This is a genomic window from Microbacterium sp. CnD16-F, from assembly GCF_024124465.1.
GTDB lineage: Bacteria > Actinomycetota > Actinomycetes > Actinomycetales > Microbacteriaceae > Microbacterium > Microbacterium gawkjiense.
This window is the reverse complement of sequence record NZ_JAMXSA010000007.1, coordinates 62015-85129: the sequence shown is the minus strand read 5'-3', so window position 1 is coordinate 85129 and position 23115 is coordinate 62015. Positions and strand designations below refer to the sequence as shown.

22 protein-coding genes and 1 pseudogene are annotated in these 23115 nt (G+C 69.7%); 21 read left to right on the top strand and 2 right to left on the bottom strand.

Going from position 1 to position 23115, the window contains the following annotated elements:
- Positions 1-308: polyprenyl synthetase family protein (locus NH287_RS03715; protein ID WP_253034506.1), on the bottom strand; the 308-nt coding region annotated here is incomplete at its 3' end.
- A 60-nt stretch (positions 309-368) separates the two neighbouring features.
- Between NH287_RS03715 and NH287_RS03710 the strand changes: the two genes are divergently transcribed.
- The 20 genes and pseudogenes from NH287_RS03710 to NH287_RS03615 all read left to right on the top strand — a co-directional run.
- A complete protein-coding gene (locus tag NH287_RS03710; RefSeq protein ID WP_253034505.1) occupies positions 369-746 on the top strand; it encodes a DUF3040 domain-containing protein in 378 nt (125 codons plus the stop codon).
- Positions 747-966: 220 nt separating this feature from the next.
- The gene (gene mraZ / locus NH287_RS03705) at positions 967-1398 is read left to right on the top strand and encodes a division/cell wall cluster transcriptional repressor MraZ (protein WP_064002348.1); all 432 of its coding nucleotides are present in this window, start codon (positions 967-969) and stop codon (positions 1396-1398) included.
- Between the two features lie 62 nt (positions 1399-1460).
- Positions 1461-2462, top strand: coding sequence for a 16S rRNA (cytosine(1402)-N(4))-methyltransferase RsmH (gene rsmH / locus NH287_RS03700; protein WP_374209358.1), 1002 nt, complete (start codon positions 1461-1463; stop codon positions 2460-2462).
- Positions 2459-3067, top strand: coding sequence for a hypothetical protein (locus NH287_RS03695; RefSeq protein ID WP_253034503.1), 609 nt, complete (start codon positions 2459-2461; stop codon positions 3065-3067). Before rsmH ends, NH287_RS03695 begins: the two co-directional genes overlap by 4 nt.
- 4 nt (positions 3068-3071) lie before the next feature.
- The gene (locus NH287_RS03690; protein WP_253034502.1) at positions 3072-4883 is read left to right on the top strand and encodes a penicillin-binding protein 2; all 1812 of its coding nucleotides are present in this window, start codon (positions 3072-3074) and stop codon (positions 4881-4883) included.
- A 28-nt stretch (positions 4884-4911) separates the two neighbouring features.
- Positions 4912-6324 (top strand): UDP-N-acetylmuramoyl-tripeptide--D-alanyl-D-alanine ligase, encoded by a 1413-nt coding sequence (gene murF, locus NH287_RS03685; protein ID WP_253034501.1) that lies wholly within the window; start codon positions 4912-4914, stop codon positions 6322-6324.
- Entirely contained in the window at positions 6321-7430 is a 1110-nt protein-coding gene (gene mraY, locus NH287_RS03680) for a phospho-N-acetylmuramoyl-pentapeptide-transferase (protein ID WP_064002343.1), read from the top strand. Before murF ends, mraY begins: the two co-directional genes overlap by 4 nt.
- Positions 7427-8968 (top strand): UDP-N-acetylmuramoyl-L-alanine--D-glutamate ligase, encoded by a 1542-nt coding sequence (gene murD / locus NH287_RS03675; protein WP_253034500.1) that lies wholly within the window; start codon positions 7427-7429, stop codon positions 8966-8968. The genes mraY and murD overlap by 4 nt, the downstream gene beginning before the upstream one ends.
- The gene (ftsW, locus tag NH287_RS03670; RefSeq protein ID WP_217531280.1) at positions 8925-10139 is read left to right on the top strand and encodes a putative lipid II flippase FtsW; all 1215 of its coding nucleotides are present in this window, start codon (positions 8925-8927) and stop codon (positions 10137-10139) included. Before murD ends, ftsW begins: the two co-directional genes overlap by 44 nt.
- 10 nt (positions 10140-10149) lie before the next feature.
- The gene (locus NH287_RS03665; RefSeq protein ID WP_253034499.1) at positions 10150-11223 is read left to right on the top strand and encodes a UDP-N-acetylglucosamine--N-acetylmuramyl-(pentapeptide) pyrophosphoryl-undecaprenol N-acetylglucosamine transferase; all 1074 of its coding nucleotides are present in this window, start codon (positions 10150-10152) and stop codon (positions 11221-11223) included.
- Between the two features lie 62 nt (positions 11224-11285).
- Positions 11286-12680 carry a UDP-N-acetylmuramate--L-alanine ligase gene (murC, locus tag NH287_RS03660; RefSeq protein ID WP_253034498.1) on the top strand — a complete coding sequence of 465 codons (1395 nt, stop codon included), beginning with the start codon at positions 11286-11288 and terminating at the stop codon, positions 12678-12680.
- Between the two features lie 107 nt (positions 12681-12787).
- Positions 12788-13693 (top strand): cell division protein FtsQ/DivIB, encoded by a 906-nt coding sequence (locus NH287_RS03655; protein ID WP_308210382.1) that lies wholly within the window; start codon positions 12788-12790, stop codon positions 13691-13693.
- Between the two features lie 157 nt (positions 13694-13850).
- Entirely contained in the window at positions 13851-15011 is a 1161-nt protein-coding gene (gene ftsZ / locus NH287_RS03650) for a cell division protein FtsZ (RefSeq protein ID WP_064002337.1), read from the top strand.
- 7 nt (positions 15012-15018) lie between these two features.
- On the top strand, positions 15019-15705 hold the full coding sequence (locus tag NH287_RS03645) for a YggS family pyridoxal phosphate-dependent enzyme (RefSeq protein ID WP_253034496.1): 687 nt from the start codon (positions 15019-15021) through the stop codon (positions 15703-15705).
- A 32-nt stretch (positions 15706-15737) separates the two neighbouring features.
- The gene (locus NH287_RS03640; RefSeq protein WP_064002335.1) at positions 15738-16193 is read left to right on the top strand and encodes a cell division protein SepF; all 456 of its coding nucleotides are present in this window, start codon (positions 15738-15740) and stop codon (positions 16191-16193) included.
- 4 nt (positions 16194-16197) lie between these two features.
- Entirely contained in the window at positions 16198-16500 is a 303-nt protein-coding gene (locus tag NH287_RS03635; RefSeq protein ID WP_217531285.1) for a YggT family protein, read from the top strand.
- Between the two features lie 114 nt (positions 16501-16614).
- Positions 16615-17220: a DivIVA domain-containing protein gene (locus tag NH287_RS03630; RefSeq protein ID WP_253034495.1), complete on the top strand. Its 606-nt coding sequence runs from the start codon at positions 16615-16617 to the stop codon at positions 17218-17220.
- Between the two features lie 11 nt (positions 17221-17231).
- Positions 17232-17837, top strand: coding sequence for a signal peptidase II (gene lspA / locus NH287_RS03625; RefSeq protein ID WP_217531287.1), 606 nt, complete (start codon positions 17232-17234; stop codon positions 17835-17837).
- Complete coding sequence (locus NH287_RS03620) at positions 17824-18747, top strand: RluA family pseudouridine synthase (protein WP_253034494.1); 924 nt, start codon at positions 17824-17826, stop codon at positions 18745-18747. Before lspA ends, NH287_RS03620 begins: the two co-directional genes overlap by 14 nt.
- Positions 18748-18813: 66 nt before the next feature.
- Positions 18814-19020, top strand: a pseudogene (locus tag NH287_RS03615) (GNAT family N-acetyltransferase); the annotation flags it as partial.
- Between the two features lie 12 nt (positions 19021-19032).
- Here the strand turns inward: NH287_RS03615 and NH287_RS03610 are convergent.
- On the bottom strand, positions 19033-19506 hold the full coding sequence (locus NH287_RS03610; protein WP_217531290.1) for an NUDIX domain-containing protein: 474 nt from the start codon (positions 19504-19506) through the stop codon (positions 19033-19035).
- A gap of 48 nt (positions 19507-19554) precedes the next feature.
- On the opposite strand from NH287_RS03610, the gene dnaE reads away from it, so the two are divergent.
- A complete protein-coding gene (gene dnaE, locus NH287_RS03605; protein ID WP_217531291.1) occupies positions 19555-23073 on the top strand; it encodes a DNA polymerase III subunit alpha in 3519 nt (1172 codons plus the stop codon).
- Positions 23074-23115: the final 42 nt, after the last annotated feature.

Genomic DNA, 23115 nt, shown 5'->3' with positions numbered 1-23115 from the left:
GTGTCGGAACGGTCGATGACGTCGTCGTGCACGAGGGCGGCGGCGTGGAAGACCTCCAGTGCCGCGGATGCCGCGGTCACGACCTCCGGCACGTGGCCGGGCGCGGGCGCCTCGGCCGTGGCCACCGCGCGCCATCCGGCGAGGCAGAAGCGGGCGCGGAAGCCCTTCCCACCGGTGGCGGCGGCGGCGCCGGAATCCACGAACGACCGGGCTTCCTCGCCGAAATCCGCGACCGCATCGCGCTGCGCCTGCAGGAACCTCTCGACTCGCTGGGAAACGGCCACGATCGGGTCGGGGGAAGAGGACACGGGCCTAGCCTAGTGATCGCGCGCACGCGTACACTTGATGGACCGACCCGAGGGGGATGCATGCCACTGTCAGAGCAGGAGCAGCGTCTGCTGGACGAGATGGAACGCCATCTCATGCGCAACGACGCCGATGTTGTCAGCGCGGACCGGGGCGCGGCCCCCCTCAGCTATCGCAACATCGTCTACGGGTCCGTCATCGTCCTCCTCGGCATCGCCGGGCTCGTCGTCGGCGTGGCCACATCCCTCGTCGTCATCGGCGTCATCGCCTTTGTCGTGATGGTGGGCGGTGTCGTCCTCGCCTTCACCCCGGCCAAGGGTGCCGCTGCCGCCCGGGCCGCGACGGGGTCGCGCAAGCCGCGCACCGCGAAGGCGCCGGCATCCGCCTCCTTCATGGACCGCATGAACGACCGGTGGGATCGACGCAACGACGATCGATGATCTGAGTTCCTCCACACCCCTCCACTTCTGAAGCACCGACCTCCGGGTCGGTGCTTTTTTTGTGCCCTCGCAGGGAGCGCGGGCGGGGCCCGCCCGGCGTGGCCGACCCCGATGAGCGCAGACGAGAGCGCATCGGGGCGGGAATCTGTCGCGGAGTGGAGGAAAGTGGAGTAAAGTGGCGTCATCCTGGAGCGGGCCGGACGAAGGGGGTGACCGAGCGATGTTGTTGGGCACCCACACCCCGAAGCTGGACGACAAAGGTCGGGTCATCCTGCCGGCGAAGTTTCGCGACGACCTCGGCCCCGGCGTCGTGATCACCCGCGGCCAGGAGCGCTGCCTTTACGTCTTCAGCTCGGCCGAGTTCGAGCGGGTGTACGAGCGCATCCGCGAAGCCCCCTTGACCAACAAGCAGGCGCGCGACTTCCAGCGCATGTTCCTCTCCGGCGCGAGTGCGGAGAAGCCCGATTCGCAGAACCGGATCACGATCCCGCCGCACCTTCGGACCTACGCGGCTCTGGAGCGCGAACTGGTCGTGACGGGTGTCGGCGCGCACGCCGAGATCTGGAACGCCGATGCCTGGAACGCCTACGCGGACAGCAACGAAGACACGTACTCGGACATGGAGCAGGAGGTGATCCCGGGACTCTTCTGATCCTCGACCGCGACTCCCAGCCGCTCGCCCTGACGCACTTCCCCGGCGCCAGGTCGGAGCGGATGGGGATCGGGGCCGAGGGCCTCTGCAGAACCGAACGCACCATGGCCTACGACGACATCCACACCCCCGTCCTCCTCGACCGCTGCGTCGAGCTGCTCGCACCCGCGCTCCAGCGCGACGGCGCCGTCGTCGTCGACGCCACCGAGGGCATGGGCGGCCACTCCGAAGCGCTCCTCGAGCGCTTCCCCCAGGTGCGGCTGATCGGCCTCGACCGCGACACCGACGCCCTTCGGATCGCGGGGGAGCGGCTCGCCCGGTTCGGGGACCGCGTGACCCTCGTCCACACCGTGTACGACGACATCGCCGACGCGGTGCGCAGCGCCGGAGCGACGTCGGTCGACGGCATCCTGTTCGACCTGGGGGTGTCCTCCCTCCAGCTCGACGAGGCGGACCGCGGGTTCGCCTACGCGAAGGATGCCCCGCTCGACATGCGGATGGACCAGACCGCCGCGACCACGGCGGCCGACATCGTCGCCACCTACGGTGAGGGCGACCTCCGCCGGATCTTCGAGCGGTACGGCGAGGAGAAGCTCGCCGGCCGGTACGCCCGAGCCATCATCGCCGCGCGCGAGGAGGCGCCCATCGACCGGTCCGCCCGCCTCGTCGAGATCCTCATCGCCGCGACGCCGGTGGCCGTGCAGCGCGAGCGCAGCGGTCACCCCGCCAAGCGTGTGTTCCAGGCGCTGCGCATCGAGGTCAACGGCGAGCTCGCGGTGCTCGAACGCGCCCTGCCCGAGGCCCTCGGCATCCTGCCCGTCGGCGGTCGCATCGTCGTCATGTCGTACCAGTCCCTCGAGGACCGCCTCGTCAAGCGGGTGTTCGCCGAGGCGACGCGGTCCACGGCGCCGGCGGGCCTCCCGATCGAACCACCCGAGCACGCCCCCCGCTTCCGCCTCCTCACCAAAGGCGCCGAAGTGGCATCAGACGAAGAGAAGTCCCGCAACCCGCGCGCCACACCGGTGCGTCTGCGTGCGGCAGAGCGAGTGAGGGAGGCGTCATGACCGTTCCGGCCCTGGCCACCACTGCCATCGACAGCGCACGCGATGAGGTCGTCCTCGGTTCGGCGGCACCGGTCCTCCGTCCGCTGGGTCGCCCCGGCGTCGGCATCGCGCCGCAGCCGCGACGCCGTCCGCGGCTCGTGTTCGGCCTCGTCGCGGTCGCCGGCGCCCTCGCCATCGCCGGTGTGCAGATGGGGCTGTCGATCGTCACGACGCAGGGCGCCTACGAGGTCAAGGACCTCACGGCGCAGCAGCGGGACGCGAACTACCAGAAGCAGATCCTCGAGGAGGAGATCGCGGGGCTCAGCTCGCCGCAGTTCCTCGCCGCCAACGCCGCTGCCCTCGGCCTCGTCGCCGGCGGCGAGCCCAACTACCTGCGCCTGAGCGACGGCGCGACCCTCGGTCCGCAGAAGGGCGCATCGGATGCCTCCTCGATCGAGGCGCTGTCGCGGGCGGCGGTCTCCAACGCCCTCGTTGCGGGTGTCCCGCTCGTGACGGACCCCGAGGCGAGCCTGGACTCGGGTGTGTCCATCGACGAGGACCTGCTGGCCAATACGCCGACACCCCCCTCGATCACCGACGGACTGCCGACCCCCAGCACACACTGAGAACATGACGACACGAGCAACCCGAGGCCCGCGCCGTCGCACCGTCGTCGCCCTCGCCGTCGTCCTGGTGGTCCTGGTCTCCTTCGTCGTCCGCCTGGTCGACATCCAGATCGTCAATGCGAGCCAGCACGTCGGCGACGCCTTCAGCAAGGGGATGCGGGTCACCTCGAAACTCGAGGGTGCGCGGGGAACGATCGTCGACACGAACGGCACCCCGCTCGCGACGAGCCTGCTGCGCTATCACGTCGTCGTGAACCCGAAGCTCGCCGAGAAGGGGATGTCCCTCCGGGACGAGAACGGCTCGCTCGTCAAGGACGAGAACGACAAGACGGTGCTGGTGACGTGGCCCGAGATCGCCGCGCAGATCGCCGAGGTGACGGGTCAGGATGCCGCCGAGGTCCAGGCGATCGCCGATGACGCGTTCGCGAAGGACCCGGCCGACCAGTTCGAGTACGTGAAGAAGTTCGTCTCGACGGCGGAGTTCCGCAAGCTCGCCGATCTGCAGATCCCCTTCATCTCGTTCGAACCGATCGCCTCGCGTTCGTACCCGAACGGTGCGGTCGCGGGCAACATCCTCGGTTTCGTCGGTTCCGACGGCAAGCCCCTCGAGGGTGTCGAGTCGCTCCAGAACTCCTGCCTCGCACCCACCGACGGCAGCATCCGCTATCAGAAGGGCGCCGACGGGGTGGTCATCCCCGGAACGGCGGTCGAGCAGCCCGCGAAGAACGGCGGCACCCTCGCCCTCACGATCGACGCCGACCTGCAGTGGTACATGCAGCAGCTCATCGCCGAGGAGACCTCGCGCTACCAGGCGGACTGGGGCGGGATCATCGTGATGGAGGTCGCGACGGGCAAGATCCGCGCGCTCGCGGAGACCCCCACGGTCGACCCGAACGATCCCGGCGCCAGCGAGCCTGAGGACCGCGGATCGCGGCTGCTCCGGTTCTCCTTCGAGCCGGGTTCCACCTTCAAGCCGGTCACTGCGGCGACGGCGATCGAGCAGGCCGGCGTGACGCCGGAATCGACGGTCAGGGTGCCCGACCGGATGGTGTTCGACAACGGCGCGGTCGTCAACGACTCCGAGAACCACGCGACCGAGAACCTGACGCTCAACGGCGGTCTGGTCACCTCGTCGAACGTCGCGATGTCGCAGTTCGGCGGCATGGTCGACCCGCAGACGCGGTACGAGTACCTGACCAAGTTCGGCGCCGGTCAGCCGACCGGTCTGGACTGGTCGGGTGAGCCGAAGACGACGATCGCCCCCGCGGACACGTGGGACAACCAGACGAATTACGCGACCACCTTCGGGCAGGCCTTCACCGTCACCGCCGTCCAGGTCGCCAGCGCGTACCAGACGTTCGCCAACCACGGTCTGCGGATGCCGGCATCGCTCGTCGAGTCCTGCACGACGCCCGACGGCACCGTCGTCGAGCCGAAGCTCGCCGCCCCTGAGCAGGTCATCAAGAAGGAGACCGCCGACGAGGTCTCGCTCATGCTCGAGAACGTCTTCGCGCAGGGGACGCTCGCCGACGACATCGCCCTCCCCGGCTACCGGATGGGCGGCAAGACCGGCACGGCGCAGATCTCCGACGGCAAGGGCGGATACAAGCCGAACCTGTACTTCACGTCCCTCGTCGGCTTCGCTCCCGCCGAGGATCCGAAGTATGTTGTCCTGACGGTCTTCGACGAGCCCAAGAAGCAGCGGATGTCGTCGGCCAACCGCTCGGTGTTCAAGAAGGCGATGGCGCAGGTGCTCACGCACTACCGCGTCATGCCGTCGGGCTCGGAGACCCCCCTCCTGCCCGTCACAGGCTGAACCCGAGCGCACGAGGAGACACCCCAGCATGATCCGGATGACGCTCGCCGAGGTGACGCACGCCGTCGGCGGCACCCTTCAGCTCCACGGCACCGACACCCCGGAGACCGTCGTCTCGGGCACGGTCGACACCGATTCCCGCGAGATGGGGCCCGGCTCCGTCTTCGTCGCCAAGCCCGGCGACGCGACCGACGGCCACCTGTTCGTCGACGCCGCCGTCACGGCGGGGGCGTCCCTCGCGATCGTGCAGCGCCCCGTCGGCGCGCCGGTCTCGCAGATCGTGGTGCCCGACGCCGTCGCCGCCCTCGGCGCCCTCGCCCGTGAGGTGGTCGCCCGCGTCCGCGCGCACGGAGGCCTGCAGGTGGTGGGGATCACCGGGTCGAACGGCAAGACGACGACGAAGAACCTGCTCGCCCGCATCCTGCAGGACGAAGCCCCCACCGTTGCCCCCCGGGCGTCGTTCAACAACGAGGTCGGCGCTCCGGTGACGATGCTGCGCGTCACGGAAGACACCCGCTTCCTGGTGAGCGAGCTCGGGGCGTCCCGTCCCGGCCGCATCGCCGAACTGGCCGGGCTCATCACGCCCGACATCGGTGCCGTCCTGATGGTGGGCCTCGCCCACGCCGGCGGGTTCGGCGGTGTCGAGGCGACGCAGAAGGCGAAGACCGAACTCGTCCAGGCGCTCCGTCCCGGCGGCACGGCCGTCCTCAACGCCGACGACGCCCGCGTCGCGGCGATGGCCGCCGTCGCCGAGGAGCGCGCCGTCGCCGTCCGCTGGTTCGGGCGGGGCCCGTCGGCCGACGTGCGCGCCGAGGACGTCGACGTCACGGCATCCGGCACGACCGCGACGATCCTCGTCGACGGTCGGCGCCTGCCGCTGCACCTGCGGGTGCTGGGTGAGCACCACGTCATGAACGCGCTGGCCGCCATCACCGTCGCCCAACTGCTGGGGGTGGACCCCGCCGATGCCATCGAACGGATCGGCACGGTCGAGATCGCCGAGCGCTGGCGGATGCAGCCGCTCGGGAGCGAGCGCGTGCGTGTCATCAACGACGCCTACAACGCCAGCCCGGACTCCATGGCCGCAGCCCTCCGCACCGTCGCGCAGATCACCGCGCCCGGGCAGCGCAAGGTCGCCGTCCTCGGGGCGATGACCGAACTCGGTGAGCAGGCGGGGGAGGAGCACGACCGCATCGGACTCCAGGCCGTCCGCCTCCGCTACGAGCGGATCGTCGTGGTCGGTTCCGCCGCCCGGCGCCTGTACCTCGCCGCCATCAGCGAAGGCTCCTGGGACGGTGAGGCCGTGTTCTTCGAGACCGCCGATGAGGCCTACGACTACCTGATGACCGAGCTCCGCGACGGCGACCGCGTGCTCGTGAAGTCCTCGAACGCGGCGGGGCTCAGGTTCCTGGGCGATCGTCTGGGAGAATCGTTCTCGTGAGATCCCTGCTGGCCGCTGCGACGATCTCGCTGGCATTCACCCTGTTCCTCACGCCGCTGTTCATCCGGGTCTTCCGGAAGATCGGGTGGGGGCAGGTCATCCGCACGCCGGAGGACATCAACAACCCGAGCCACCACACCAAGCGCGGCACGCCCACGATGGGCGGCATCGTGTTCATCGTGGGGACGATGGTCGGCTTCTTCGTCGGCAGCTACACGGGGGGTACGGAACCCACCGTGTCCGGCCTGCTCGTCCTCTGGATGATGGTGGGTCTCGGCATCATCGGCTTCATCGACGACTACATGAAGGTCCGGTCGCAGCGCAGCCTCGGGCTCTCGGGCTGGCGCAAGATCGTCGGACAGGTGGCCGTCGCCGTTCCGTTCGGCGTGATGGCACTGAACTTCCCGAACCAGTACGGCGAGACCCCGGGCTCCGCCTACATCTCCTTCTTCCGCGACATCCCGACGCTGTCCTTCATGGCGCTCGGGGCGGTCGCCGGATGGATCCTGTACCTCCTCTGGATCTCGTTCATGTCGGTGGCATGGTCCAACGCGTCGAACCTCACCGACGGCCTCGACGGTCTGGCGACCGGTGCGGGGATCTTCACCGTCTCGGCGTACAGCCTCGTCACGTTCTGGCAGCTGCAGCAGCGCTGCCACTCCGCCGCGCTCGCCACCGAGTACACCGCCGCCTGCTACGACACGCGCGACCCGATGGGCCTGACGATCGTCGCGGCATCCTTCGTCGGAGCTCTGGTCGGCTTCCTCTGGTGGAACGCGCCCAAGGCGAAGCTGTTCATGGGCGACACGGGCTCGATGGCGATCGGCGGTGTGATCGTCGCGATGGCCGTCCTCAGCCGCACCGAGATCCTCTCCGTCATCCTCGCGGGCGTCTTCATCATCGCCCCGGCCTCGGTCATCCTGCAGCGGTACTACTTCAAGGCGACCGGTGGCAAACGCCTCTTCCTCATGAGCCCGTTCCACCACCATCTCGAGATGCGCGGGTGGCCCGAGATCACGATCGTCGTCCGGATGTGGGTCATCGCGGGAATCTTCGCGATCTTCGGCGTCGCCCTCTTCTACGTCGGCTGGCTGGCCGCCGTATGACCGCCGACCTCAGCCGACTGACGAGCTGGCACGCCGACTGGTCGGGGCTCCGGGTCGTCGTCCTCGGGCTGTCGATGACGGGATTCTCCGTCGCCGACACGCTCGCCGAGCTCGGCGCCGACGTCCTGGTCGTGACCGAGGACGCCGCCGAGGAGTACGCCCGACTCGTCCCCGTCATCGGGGCGCGGATGTGGCAGGGCCCGCTCGACACCGTCCCCGAGGAGCTCACGGCGCACCGTCCCGACGTCGTCGTGGCCTCGCCGGGATTCCCGCCGCACCACCCCGTCGTCGCGTGGGCCCGCGAGGCGGGTGTCGCTGTCTGGGGTGACATCGAGCTCGCCTGGCGCGTCCGCGACAAGGTGCTGCGCGCCGACGGGTCGCCCGCGGACTGGGTGCTCATCACGGGGACGAACGGCAAGACCACCACGACGCAACTGACGGCCACGATGCTCGTCGCCGGCGGCCTGCGGGCGGCGCCGTGCGGCAACATCGGCGTCCCGGTGCTCGACGCGGTGCGCGACCCGGCCGGGTTCGACGTGCTCGTCATCGAGGTCTCGAGCCACCAGCTCTGGTATCTCGGCCTCCAGGACGGCGACGACCGCGTCTCGCCGTACGCCAGCGTCTGCCTGAACCTCGCCGCCGACCATCTCGAGTGGCACGGGTCCTTCGACGCGTACCGCGACGCGAAGGCCGTCGTCTACGAGCTCACCCGGGTCGCCTGCGTTTACAACAAGAGCGACGTTGCGACCCGCGAGATGGTCGAGGACGCGGAGGTGATCGAAGGATGCCGCGCCATCGGCTTCGATCTCGGCGTCCCGGGGCCGAGTGATCTCGGCGTCGTGGACGGCATCCTCGTCGACCGTGCGTTCCTCGAGGAGCGGCGCACCAACGCGCTCGAGCTCACGACCGTGGCGGAGCTCGCCGACGCCGGGCTCGCCGCTCCGCACGTCGTTGCGAACATCCTCGCTGCCGCCGCGCTCGCCCGGTCCCTCGACGTCCCGCCCGCGGCGATCCGCGACGCTCTCCGCGGCTTCCGCCTCGACCCGCACCGGATCGAGGTCGTGGGCGTCGCCGACGGTGTCACCTGGATCGACGACTCCAAGGCGACGAATCCGCACGCCGCGGCATCCTCCCTCCAGGCGTACCCCGGCGCGGTCTGGGTCCTCGGCGGGCTGCTGAAGGGCGTCGACATCGACGACCTCGTCGCCGCGCGCGGTCCCGGGGTGAAGGCCGCGATCGTCATCGGCGTCGAACGGTCCACGATCGTCGCGGCATTCGCGCGACACGCGCCGGCGGTGCCGCTGTTCGAGGTCGATCACGCTCAGACTGAGGACGTCATGACCGAGGTCGTCGCGTTGGCGTCGGACGTCGCGCAGGACGGAGACGTGGTCCTCCTCGCTCCGGCTGCGGCATCGTTCGACCAGTTCGCCTCGTACTCGGATCGCGGCCGGCGCTTCGCCGACGCGGTGAACGCACGGATGGGAAAGGACGCCGGTGACGACCACGACCGACCGTCCGGCCCCGTCGGATCCGGCTGACCGCGGCTCCTCCGCCTTCACGGCGCGCGTCGCCCTCGGCAAGGTCTTCGCGCCGGTCCCGAGCGAGTTCCTGCTCATCGCCTCGACGGCGCTGATCCTCACGATCTTCGGACTCGTCATGGTGCTGTCGGCGACGATGGCCACGTCCGGCGAGGGCGGGCCCTTCCAGACCGTCATGCGGCAGGCCATGTTCGCGATCCTCGGCGTGCCGCTGATGTTCGTGTTCAGCCGCTTGCCGGTGCTGTTCTGGAAGCGGATCTCGTGGATCGCGCTGGGCCTCGCTCAGGCGTTCCAGCTGCTCGTGTTCACCGGGCTCGGTTACGACTTCGACGGGAACCGCAACTGGATCTCGATCGCGGGTGTCCAGGCGCAGCCGTCGGAGTTCCTGAAGCTGGCCTTCGCGCTCTGGCTCGGGTACGTCCTCTACCGCAAGCACACCCTCCTCGGCCTGTGGCGTCACGTCTTCATCCCGGTCGTCCCGGTCTCGATCATGGTCATCGGCTCAGTGCTGGCAGGTAAGGACCTCGGTACGGCGATGATCCTCGTGCTGATCCTGCTGGGGGCGTTGTTCTTCTCCGGAGTGAAGCTCCGGGTGTTCATCATCCCGGTCGTCGCCGCCGCCGTCGTCGTCGCTGTCCTGGCGCTCACGAGTGCGAACCGCATGGCGCGCATCACGAGCTTCCTCGACCCGAACTGCATCGACGACTACTACGACGGCTGTTACCAGCCTCTCCACGGGATCTGGGGTCTGGCGAGCGGCGGTGTCTTCGGCCTCGGGCTCGGCAACTCCCGCGAGAAGTACGCGTGGCTGCCCGCGGCATCCCACGACTACATCTTCGCGATCGTGGGCGAGGAACTCGGCCTCATCGGGTGCATCGTCGTGCTCGCGCTGTTCACGTTGTTCGCGGTCGGCGCCTTCCACGTCATCCGCAAGACCCACGATCCGTTCATCCGCATCGCCGCCGGCGGCATCACCGTCTGGATCGTCGGGCAGGCGCTCATCAACATCGGCGTCGTGCTCCGGGTGTTCCCGGTGCTGGGTGTGCCGCTGCCGTTCATGTCGCAGGGTGGTACGTCGCTCGTCTCGGTGCTGATGGCGTGCGGGGTGCTCCTCGCCTTCGCGCGGACGCTGCCCACCTCGGCGCCGGTCACCGCTCCGACCCGCCGGTAGGCTCGATCCGGTGACCACGTACCTCCTGGCCGGCGGTGGCACCGCGGGCCACGTCAATCCGCTGCTCGCCGTCGCCGACACCCTGATGGCTCGTGACCCGGGCGCGACCGTCCTCGTCCTCGGCACCCGTGAGGGCCTCGAAGCCCGACTGGTGCCGCAGCGGGGATACGAGCTGCTGTTCGTCGACAAGGTCCCCTTCCCGCGTCGACCGGATGCCGCGGCGCTCCGCTTTCCGGCACGGTTCGCCCGCGCCGTGCGCCAGGTCCGGCACCACATCCGCGATCGCGCCGTCGACGTCGTCGTCGGCTTCGGCGGGTACGCCTCGGCGCCCGCCTACGTCGCCGCCCGCCGCACCCACGTCCCCGTGGTCGTCCACGAGGCGAACGCCAAGCCGGGGCTCGCCAACGTGCTCGGCGCGCGGGGGGCCGCGGCATCCGGTGTCGCCTTCGAGGGAACGCCGCTGCGCGGTGCCGAGGTCGTCGGGATGCCGCTGCGCCCCGAGATCGTGAACCTCGACCGCGCCGCGCTGCGCGAGGAGGCGGCTGCGGTCTTCGGGATGGATGCCGACCGGCCCGTCCTCCTCGTCTTCGGCGGATCGCTCGGGGCGGTGCGGCTGAATCGCGCCTTCGCCGATGCGTGGCAGGACGTCGTCGCGGCGGGGTGGCAGATCCTGCACGCCGCGGGGGAGCGCAACGACATCGCCGACCCCGACGACCCGTCCTACCGGATCGTGCCCTACATCGATCGCATGGACCTCGCGTTCGCCCTCGCCGACGCCGTCGTCTCGCGGTCGGGGGCGGCGACCGTGAGCGAGCTCAGCGCGCTCGGGGTCCCGGCCGTCTACGTCCCCTACGCGGTCGGCAACGGCGAGCAGGCCCTCAACGCCGCTTCCGCGGTCGCGGCGGGGGCGGCGGTGCTGATCCCCGATGCCGAGCTGACCGGGGACCGCATCCGTTCGACCGTCGTGCCGCTCCTGTCCGATGCGGCGTCGCTCGAGCGCATGCGCGCCGCCGCGGCGCAGGTCGGCACCCGTTCGGGGAGTGAGAACGTCGTCGGACTGATCGACCGCGCCCTGACCCGCTGAGCAGCCCGGCACAGCGCGCCGCGGCGTCCCCGCCGCCCACCCCGACCTAGACTTGTCGGGCCATGATTCGCCCCGATCTCACGCTCCCCATCCCCGCGGACATCACCGCCGCCCACTTCATCGGGATCGGCGGTTCCGGGATGTCGGGGCTCGCCGGCATGTTCCTCGATCGCGGCATCCGCGTGTCGGGTTCCGACCGCTCCGACAGCGCGGCCATGCAGGCGCTCGCGGCGCGCGGCGCGGAGGTCCACGTCGGCCACGACGCGGCGAATCTCCCCGACGACGTGGATGCGGTCGTGTTCACGGGCGCCATCTGGCCCGAGAACCCGGAGTACCTGCGTGCTCAGGAGCGGGGCGTGCCCGTGCTGCACCGCTCGCAGGCGCTGCACTGGCTGGTCGGCGGTCGTCGACTGGTGAGCGTCGCCGGCGCGCACGGCAAGACCACCTCGACCGGGATGATCGTCACGGGCCTCCGCGCGATCGGCGCCGATCCGACGTTCGTCAACGGCGGCGTCATCGCCTCCCTCGGCGTCTCGAGCGGCACCGGGTCCGACGACCTGTTCGTCATCGAGGCCGACGAGTCCGACGGCTCGTTCCTCCTCTACGACACCGCGGTCGCCCTCATCACGAACGTCGATCCCGACCACCTCGACCACTGGGGGTCGCGCGAGGCCTTCTACGAGGGTTTCGTCCGATTCGCGGATGCCGCATCCCAGGCCGTCGTCATCTCCTCCGACGACCCCGGTGCCCGCGAGGTCGCCGCCTCGCTGTCCCACCGCACCGTGGTCACCTTCGGCACGGCCGCCGAGGCGGACGTCCGCGTGAGCGACATCGTCACCGAGGGCCCGGTCTCCTTCACCCTCCACCACGACGGACGCTCGGCGTCGGGCGCCCTGAGCGTCCCCGGAGCGCACAACGCGGTCAACGCGGCCGGCGCGGTCGCCGTCCTCCTCACCCTCGGATTCGAGCTCGAGCCGGCGCTGCGCGCGGTCGAGCAGTTCGGCGGCACGATCCGCCGGTTCGAGCTGCACGACGTCCGCGCGGGCGTGTCGGTCTACGACGACTACGCCCACCACCCGACCGAGGTCGACGCCGCCCTCGCAGCGGCGCGCACCGTCGTCGGGGAGGGACGCATCATCGCTGTCCACCAGCCCCACACCTACTCCCGCACGCAGGCCATGTACCGCGAGTTCGCGGAGGTCCTCGAATCCCGCGCCGACCACACGGTCGTCCTCGACGTCTACGGCGCCCGCGAGGATCCCGTCCCCGGGGTGACCGGCGCCCTCGTCAGCGGTGCCTTCGCCGACCAGGACCGGGTGCGCTTCGTGGCGGACTGGCAGCAGGCGGCCGAGTACACGGCATCCATCGCCCGTCCCGGCGACTACGTCATCACCCTCGGCTGCGGTGACGTGTACCGCATCATCCCGCAGGTCCTCGACGCCCTCGGGCAGGACTGACCGTGCGGCGGCCGTCCCCCCTGCCGACGACGCCGCCGGCACGTCGATCCGCCCCGACGGCGGCTCCGCAGTCGGAGCCCGTCCCGCAGCCTCGGGCGGAGCAGCCCGTGCACGATCCTGAACCGGCGGAGGAGCAGGTCACCGAGGTCATCGAGCCCTCGCGGCCGGGCCGCCTCGTCCCGTTCGCTCAGCCGGTGGCCGAGGTCGACGACGTCGGGCGCGACGAACGGACTCCGGATGCCGAGGGCGACCGCCCGCTCGGTCTGCGCGACGTCTGGGCGGCGGCCCGCGCCCGCCGGCGTGCCCTCCGCCGCGAGGTACGACGGTTCACCGTCCGTCAGCGGCGGCGTCGCTACGCGTGGCTGGCGTCGCTCGCCGCCGTCGTGCTCGTCGGGCTCGGGGCCGTGGCGACCGCCTACAGCCCGTTGTTCGCCGTCTCGAAGATCACCGTCCTGGGCACCGATCGGCTCGATCGCGGTGCCGTCGAGCAGGCGCTCGCGGGGGAGAAGGGCACCCCGCTCGCGCTCGTCGACTCCAGCGCGGTCAAGGCTGCGCTGGTCGGGTTCCCGCTCGTCGAGAGCTACTCGATCGAAGCGCGTCCGCCGCAGGAGCTCGTCGTGCGGATCATCGAACGCACCCCCGTGGGGGTGGTGTCGACGCGCGGCGCATTCTCGCTCGTCGACGCGGCCGGCGTCGTCCTCTCCACCAGCGAGAACGCGCCCGAGGGGTACCCGGTGATCGAGGCGACCGGCGGGGCCGGGTCGCGCGCGTTCCGCGCCGTGGGGGCCGTCTACCGCTCGCTCCCGGCCGACCTGCGCACGCAGGTGACGGCGATGGCGGCGACGACGCCCGACGATGTCACCCTCACGATCGAGGGGGCGGAGGTCGTGTGGGGGAGCTCCGACGACCCCGTCGAGAAGGCCCGCGTCCTGCAGGCCGCGATGACCGCGAAGCCGCCGTCCGAGGTCGACGAGTACGACATCTCGTCGCCGGACGCGGTCGTCATCCGCTGACGCGGAATCAGATCGCGCGACACGCCCACGACGCTGCGGCTGAGCGGCGCTGCGCCGCCTACGTTCGGAATCGGGAATTGCATACTCGGCAATTCTTTAAACCTCTGGTTGAGGTTGAAGGTTTGCACTCGAGGTTCAGGACGATACGGAGGCCGGCGTGAGCCAGAACCAGAACTACCTTGCTGTGATCAAGGTCGTTGGCGTGGGTGGTGGCGGTGTCAACGCCGTCAACCGCATGATCGAGCTCGGCCTTCGCGGCGTCGAGTTCATCGCCGTCAACACGGACGCCCAGGCGCTGCTGATGAGCGACGCCGACATCAAGCTCGACGTGGGCCGCGAGCTCACGCGCGGTCTCGGCGCGGGCGCCGACCCCGAGGTCGGCCGTCGTGCCGCCGAGGACCACGCCGAGGAGATCGAGGAGGCCCTCGCGGGCGCCGACATGGTCTTCGTCACGGCCGGCGAGGGCGGCGGTACGGGCACCGGTGGCGCCCCGGTCGTCGCGCGGATCGCGAAGTCGATCGGCGCCCTCACCATCGGTGTCGTCACCAAGCCCTTCTCCTTCGAGGGTCGTCGTCGCCAGACCCAGGCCGAGGCGGGCGTCTCGAAGCTCAAGGAAGAGGTCGACACCCTCATCGTGGTGCCGAACGACCGCCTGCTCGAGATCAGCGACCGCGGCATCTCCATGATCGAGGCCTTCGCCACGGCCGACCAGGTGCTGCTCGCCGGTGTGCAGGGCATCACCGACCTCATCACGACGCCCGGTCTCATCAACCTCGACTTCGCCGACGTCAAGTCGGTCATGCAGGGCGCGGGCTCCGCGCTCATGGGCATCGGCTCGGCCCGCGGCGCCGACCGTGCGATCAAGGCCGCCGAACTGGCCGTCGAGTCGCCGCTGCTCGAGGCGTCGATCGAGGGCGCGCACGGCGTGCTGCTGTCGATCCAGGGTGGTTCGAACCTCGGCATCTTCGAGATCAACGACGCCGCGCAGCTCGTCAAGGAAGCCGCGCACCCCGAGGCCAACATCATCTTCGGTACCGTCATCGACGACACCCTGGGCGACGAGGTCCGGGTCACGGTCATCGCGGCCGGCTTCGACGGCGGCGAGCCCCAGGTGAAGGTCGAGCCGATCACGGCCAGCCGCCCGGCATCCGCCCCCGTGCTGCCGCCGCTGCCCGCCGACACGGTCGCGCGCGACCTCGCCGCGGCGGAGAACAGCGGACGCGAGTCGGTGTCGGTGTCGGCGCCCGCGTCGTCGTCGAGCGACTACGACTCGGCCTTCGGCGATGACGACCTCGACATCCCCGACTTCCTGAAGTAACGCCGTCGTGGATCTTCGTTCGCGGCTCGCCGACATCGACGCGCGCATCTCGGATGCCGCTCGGTCGGCGGGCCGCGATCCCGCGACGATCACGCGGATCGTCGTCACGAAGTTCCACCCCGTCGAGCTCGTGCAGGGTCTCGCTGCCCTCGGCGTCACCGACGTCGGCGAGAACCGGCAGCAGGAACTCAGCGCGAAACGCGCCGACTACGACGGCCCGGCGCTGCGCTGGCACTTCATCGGCCAGGCGCAGACGAACAAGGCGAAAGCGGTGCGTCGGGATGCCGACGCGGTGCACTCCCTCGACCGCGCGCGGCTCGCCGACGCGCTCCACGGCGCCCGCGCCGAAGGCGACGAGAGCGTGCTCGACGTCCTCATCCAGGTCAACCTCACCGACGACCCCGGTCGCGGGGGAGTCCAGCCGTCGGGTGTCGAGGAGCTCGCCGAGCACGTCGCCGCATCCTGCGCCTCGCTGCGGTTGCGGGGCGTGATGGCCGTCGCCCCGCTCGACGAGGACCCCGCCGCGGCCTTCGCCCGGCTCGCGGATCAGGCCGCACGGCTGCGCCGTGTGGTGCCGGATGCCGACTGGATCTCCGCCGGAATGACCGGCGACTTCGCCGAGGCGATCGCCGCGGGTGCGACACACCTGCGCATCGGTTCGGCAATCACAGGCCCGAGGCCCCTGCACGGTTAGCCTCATCACAGACGAGCAATACGGAGGATGCGATGTCGAACCCGCTCAAGAAGACCATGGTGTACCTGGGCCTCGCCGACGAGGAAGAGGTCTACGAGGAGCCGGCTCCCCGCCGCGAGAGCCGGGAGAAGCAGGTCGAGAACAAGACCGCCCCGGTGACGCCCATCCACCGTCCGGCCGTCGTGCGTCAGCCCGCTCCGGCCACCGTGAGCGAGATCGTCACGGTGCACCCGAAGCAGTACCGCGACGCGCAGATGATCGCCGAGAACTTCCGCGACGGCATCCCCATCATCATCAATCTCTCGCAGATGAGCGATGCCGACGCCCGCCGCCTCATCGACTTCGCGAGCGGACTCTCGCTGGGTCTGTACGGCCGTATCGAGCGCGTGACGAGCAAGGTCTTCCTGCTCTCGCCCGAGAACGTCGCGGTCTCCGGCGAGGGGGCGATCGCCCAGGGCGACGCCGACTCCGCTCCCTTCACGCACTGACGTCGTGACGGTCATCGGCCTCATCGCCGGGATCCTCAACGCGCTCCTGCTCATCTACGTGCTGTTCCTCCTGGCACGTCTGGTGTTGGAGTACATCCCGATGTTCAACCGGGAGTGGCGTCCGCGCGGCGGCTGGCTCGTCTTCGCCGAGGTCGTGTTCACCGTGACCGACCCGCCGCTGAAGTTCTTCCGCCGCCTCATCCCGCCGCTGCGCATCGGTCCCATCGCGCTCGATCTCGCCTTCCCGATCACGATGCTGTGCTGCTTCGTGCTTCTGTCCGTCACGCAGGTGCTGAGCCGCGTGTGAGGTCGTCGTCGTCGCACCCACGACAGCCGCGGACTATGCTGTCGGGGTACGGCTCGCGCCTCGCGGGTCTTCGTTGACCGGCCCGCTTCCTGAGCCCCGAAAGAGGAAAGACACATGCCTTTGACTCCCGAAGACGTCGTCACCAAGCAGTTCCAGCATGTTCGTTTCAAGGAGGGTTTCGACCCGGACGAGGTCGATGACTTCCTCGACGAGATCGTCGTCGAGTGGCGCAAGACGATCGCCGAGAACGAGGAGCTGAAGGCGAAGCTCGCCGCGTACGAGTCCGGCGAGACCCCCGCTCCGGAGGCCGCCGCCCCCGCCGCCGAGGAAGAGGTCGTCGAGCCGGCCCCGGCTCCGGCCGAGCCCGTCGCCGAGACCCCCGCAGCCGGAGCGACCGCTCCTGCGGCCGCGTCCGCCGGCATCATCGAGCTGGCGCAGCGCCTGCACGACGAGCACGTCGCCGAGGGCAAGGCGCAGAAGGAGAAGCTCATCTCCGAGGCGCAGGCCGAGGCCGACGCCATCCTCAACGAGGCCCGCACCAAGGCCAAGGACGAGCTCACCCGCCTCGAGAGCGAGCGCGGCACCCTCGAGGGTCGCATCAGCGAGCTGCGTCAGTTCGAGCGCGACTACCGCGTCCAGCTGCGCGGCTTCATCGAGGAGAAGCTGCGCGATCTCGACGTCGCCGGCACCTCGGGCTCGACGCCCATCCCCGCGTCCTGACCGCTCGCACGTTGTCGAGCCGAACGTCCGCGTCGCGGACGACACTGCGCGCCGCAGCGGCCGGCACCACCATCGCGATCCTCGCGGTGCTGGTGCTGGCCGCTGACCAGTTCACGAAGTTCCTCGCTCTCGAGAACCTGCCCGAGCGGCAGGCCGTCCCGGTGCTCGGGGACTTCCTCCAGCTCTATCTGACCTTCAACCCCGGCGCGGCGTTCTCGCTCGGGGAGGGCGTCACCTGGGTCTTCACCCTCGTGCTCGCCGCCGCTGCCGTCACGATCATCGTCCTCGCCGTGACCCGCGTGCGGTCGCGGGCGTGGGCCATCGTCCTCGGGCTGCTGCTCGGCGGCATCCTCGGCAACCTGGGTGACCGACTGTTCCGCGCACCCGGGTTCCTCGTCGGGCACGTCGTCGACTTCATCCACACGCCGTGGCTCTGGTTGGGCTTCCCGTCGGCCATCTACAACGTCGCCGACTCTTTCATCGTCACGATGATGCTCGCCGTCGCGATCCTGGTCCTGCTCGGCGTCCGTTTCGACGGGTCGCGGGAGAAGGATGCCGCGGCGACGGCGGACGACGAGGCGCAGCCGGCATCCGCCGATCCCCATGCCCAGCCGTAGCCTCCCCGTCCCGGACGGCCTCGACGGCACCCGGGTCGACGCCGCGCTGGCCAAGCTGCTCGGCTTCTCACGCACGTTCGCGGCCGAGGTCGCCGAGGGTGGGGGAGTCGAACTCGACGGGCGCACCGTCGGCAAGTCCGAGAAGCTCGTCGCCGGGGGCTGGTTGCAGGTCGACTGGGAGGACAAGCGGGGTCCCGAGATCGTCCCCATCGCGGTACCCGACCTCGGCATCGTCCACGACGACGACGAGATCGTCGTCGTCGACAAGCCCGCCGGTGTCGCCGCGCACCCCTCGCTGGGATGGGAGGGTCCGACGGTCGTCGGCGCCCTCGCCGCCGCAGGGTTCCGCATCGCCACCTCCGGCGCTCCCGAGCGTCAGGGCGTCGTGCACCGCCTGGACGTGGGCACGAGCGGCCTGATGGTCGTCGCGAAGACCGAGCGCTCCTACACCGCGCTGAAGCGGGCCTTCAAGGAACGCGAGGTCGACAAGATCTACCACACGGTCGTGCAGGGCCACCCCGACCCGCTGGTGGGGACCATCGACGCGCCCATCGGCCGTCACCCCAGCCACTCGTGGAAGTTCGCGGTCACGCCCGACGGCAAGGACTCGGTGACGCACTACGAGACGCTCGAGGCGTTCCCCCGTGCCTCGCTGCTCGAGGTGCACCTCGAGACCGGACGCACGCACCAGATCCGCGTCCACATGGCCGCCCACCGGCATCCGTGCGTCGGCGATCCCCTCTACGGAGGCGACCCGACGCTCGCGGAGCGACTCGGGCTCACCCGGCAATGGCTCCACGCCCGCGAGCTATCGTTCGCGCACCCCGCGACGGGGGAGTGGTCGACCTTCCGCTCGGAGTACCCGGCGGACCTCGCTCACGCCCTGGAGATGCTGCGCGACCAATCGTGAACCGACTCGGCGGAAACGGGTGCGGACGTCGGCGGCCCGCGGCATCCTGCTGTCATGACCGTCGACGTCCACGACCTCGACGTGTGGTCGGTGTGGTGCATCCGCGTCCGTCCGGGGCATCGCGGGAAGGGCATCTCCCACGCCCTGTTGGCGGGCGCGGTGGACTTCGCGAGGTCGCAGGGTACGCCGGCGACGGAGGGGTACCCCGTCGACAACAGGGGCGAGCAGGTCGACCTCACGATGACCTACGTCGGCACCCGAAGCCTGTTCGATCTGCGCTGACGGTCAGCGGCCGCCGGCGAAGCTCGCGGGGTCGTCCTCGGCGATCGCGAGCGCGATCTTCCGGACGTGGGTCTGATCGACGTCGACCAGCTCGCCGAGCCCGAACCACCCGACGTCGGTGAGTTCTCCGTCGGCGGGATGCGGCTCGCCCGAGACCCAGTCGCAGCGGAAGACGAGGTCGAGGTAGTCGACCTGATCGCCGTTGGCGTACTCGATGCGGGGGATCTGCTGCACGGCGGCCAGGCGGGTCGCTCGGACGACGATCCCCGCCTCCTCGCGACACTCCCGGACGGCCGCGTCGGCGGGCTCCTCGCCGGGGTCGACGATGCCCGAGACAGGCTGCCACGAGCCGTTGTCCGCCCGCCGTCCGATGAGCACCTTCTCGTCACGGAAGACGATCGCGGTGACGCCGACGAGGGGGAGGGGAGCGGTGCCGATCTTCTCGCGGAGCGCGAGGACGAACTCGGGAGTGGCCATGCCGACCAGCCTAGGTCCCGTGTCGGACCCGGAACGTAGACTCGATCCGTGGCATCCGATTCCTTCGTCCATCTGCACGTGCACAGCGAATACTCGATGCTCGACGGGGCCGCGAAGATCGGCGCGATGACGCAGGCGGCAGCCGAGTACGGGATGCCGGCGATCGCCGTCACCGACCACGGCAACACGTTTGCGGCCTTCGAGTTCTACCGTGCCGCACAGTCCGCCGGCGTCAAACCGATCATCGGTCTCGAGGCCTACGTCACCCCGGGCACCCACCGCAGCGACAAGTCCCGCGTCGCCTGGGGCTCGCCCGACCAGAAGAGCGACGACGTCTCGGGTTCCGGTGCCTACACCCACATGACGATGTGGAGCCAGAGCACGGAGGGGATGCACAACCTCTTCCGGCTCAGTTCGCTCTCGAGCATCGAGGGCTACTACTTCAAGCCGCGCATGGACCGCGAGCTGCTGCAGACCTACGGCAAGGGACTGATCGCCACGACCGGCTGCCCGTCCGGCGAGGTGCAGACCCGCCTGCGTCTCGGGCAGTACGAGGCGGCCCGTGCCGCGGCCGCCGAGTTCCAGGACATCTTCGGCAAGGAGAACTACTTCGCCGAGATCATGGACCACGGGCTGTCGATCGAGCGTCGGGTCATGACCGACCTCATCCGGCTCTCGAAGGACCTCGGCATCCCGCTCGTCGCGACCAACGACTCGCACTACACGCATCAGCACGAGGCCGACGCGCACGCCGCCCTCCTCTGCGTGCAGTCCGGCTCGACCCTCGACGACCCGAACCGTTTCAAGTTCGACGGCGACGGGTACTACATCAAGACGGCCCAGGAGATGCGTCAGCTCTTCCGAGACCATCCCGAGGCCTGCGACAACACGCTCCTCATCGCCGAGCGCTGCGAGGTCGAGTTCAACACCTCCGCCAACTACATGCCGCGCTTCCCGGTGCCCGAGGGCGAGACCGAGGACAGCTGGCTGATCAAGGAGGTCGAGGCCGGCCTCCACTACCGGTACCCCGACGGCATCCCCGACCGGGTGCGCAAGCAGGCGGAGTACGAGACCGGCATCATCCTCCAGATGGGTTTCCCGGGGTACTTCCTCGTCGTCGCCGACTTCATCAACTGGGCCAAGGACAACGGCATCCGCGTCGGTCCCGGCCGCGGTTCCGGTGCCGGTTCGATGGTCGCGTACGCCATGCGCATCACCGACCTCGACCCGCTCGAGCACGGTCTGATCTTCGAACGGTTCCTCAACCCCGACCGCGTCTCGATGCCCGACTTCGACGTCGACTTCGACGACCGTCGCCGTGGCGAGGTCATCGACTACGTGACCGAGAAGTACGGCTCCGAGCGCGTCGCGCAGATCGTCACGTACGGCACGATCAAGTCGAAGCAGGCGCTGAAGGATGCCGGTCGTGTCCTCGGCTTCCCCTTCTCCATGGGCGAGCGGCTCACCAAGGCCATGCCGCCGCCCGTCATGGGCAAGGACATGGAGCTCGGCGGCATGTTCGACCCGAAGCATCCGCGCTACAAGGAGGCGAGCGAGTTCCGCTCGCTCATCGACACCGATCCCGAGGCGAAGACCGTCTTCGACCGCGCGATCGGGCTCGAGGGCCTGAAGCGGCAGTGGGGTGTCCACGCCGCCGGTGTCATCATGTCGAGCGAACCGCTGATCGACATCATCCCGATCATGCGCCGCGAGCAGGACGGCCAGATCGTCACGCAGTTCGACTACCCGTCGTGCGAGACCCTCGGGCTCATCAAGATGGACTTCCTGGGGCTCCGCAACCTCACGATCATCTCGGACGCCCTCGACAACATCCGCAGCAACCGCGGCGAGGAACTCGACCTCGAGCACCTCGAGCTCGACGACCGCGCCGCGTACGACCTGCTCAGCCGCGGCGACACGCTCGGCGTCTTCCAGCTCGACGGCGGCCCGATGCGCTCGCTCCTGCGCCTCATGAAGCCCGACAACTTCGAGGACATCTCGGCCGTCATCGCGCTGTACCGACCGGGTCCGATGGGCGCGAACTCGCACACCAACTACGCACTGCGAAAGAACGGCGTGCAGCCGATCACACCCATCCACCCCGAGCTCGAAGAGCCGCTGCGTGAGATCCTCGACACGACCTACGGCCTGATCATCTATCAGGAGCAGGTCATGGCGATCGCGCAGAAGGTGGCCGGCTTCTCGCTCGGTCAGGCGGACATCCTGCGCCGCGCGATGGGCAAGAAGAAGAAGTCCGAGCTCGACAAGCAGTACGAGGGCTTCTCGGGCGGCATGAAGGAACGCGGCTTCGGTGAGGCAGCGATCAAGGCCCTCTGGGACATCCTGCTGCCGTTCTCCGACTACGCCTTCAACAAAGCCCACTCCGCGGCGTACGGCCTCGTCTCCTACTGGACCGCGTACCTGAAGGCCCACTATCCCGCCGAGTACATGGCCGCGCTCCTCACGAGCGTCGGCGACTCGAAGGACAAGATGGCGGTGTACCTCAACGAGTGCCGCCGCATGGGCATCCGCGTCCTCCCGCCCGACGTGGGGGAGTCCATCCGCTACTTCGCGGCCGTCGGTGAGGACATCCGTTTCGGTCTGGGCGCCGTCCGCAACGTCGGCAGCAACGTCGTCGACGGCATCGTCGCGGCGCGGGCCGACGGCCCCTACACGAGCTTCCACGACTTCCTGGCGAAGGTCCCCGCCCACGTCGCCAACAAGCGCACGGTGGAGTCCCTCATCAAAGCCGGCGCGTTCGACTCGCTCGGGTCGACGCGGCGCGCGCTCATGGAGATCCACGAGGACGCCACCGAGCAGGCCGTGCTCGACAAACGGCGCGAGGCCAACGGCGAGGTCGGCTTCGACTTCGACAGCCTGTGGGGCGACGACGAGCCGCAGCAGGTCGCTCGCGTCCCCGAGCGTCCCGAGTGGACCAAGAAGGACAAGCTCGCCTTCGAGCGCGAGATGCTCGGGCTCTACGTGTCGGACCACCCGCTCGCCGGGCTCGAGATCCCGCTCGCCAAACACGCGTCGACCTCGATCCACGACCTGCTCGTCTCCGAGGACATCTCCGACGGCGACATCGTCACGATCGCGGGCCTGGTCACCAGCGTGCAGCACCGCGTCGCGAAGCAGAGCGGCAATCCGTACGGCATGATCACCGTCGAGGACTTCGACGGCGAGGTGACCGTCATGTTCATGGGCAAGACGTACACCGAGTTCCAGTCGATGCTGCAGGCCGACTCGATCCTCGTCGTGCGCGGACGCGTCTCGCAGCGCGACGACGGGCGCAACCTCCACGGGCAGTCCGCGTTCGTCCCCGACCTCGGATCGGTGGATGCCGCCGGCCCGCTCGTCCTCCTGCTCCCCGAGCACCGGGCGACCGAGACGACGATCGGTCAGCTCGCCGCCGTCCTCGACCGGCATCCGGGCAGCACCGAGGTGACCCTGAAGCTCCACCGCGGCGGCGTCGCGAAGGTTTTCGAGGTGCCCGCGCAGGTGGGCGTGACGGTCGACCTCTACGGCGAGTTGAAGGGTCTGCTGGGACCCCAGTGTCTCGGCTGAGTCGCCCACAGCCCGCGGGGTAGGATCGCAGGCGGCGCCCCC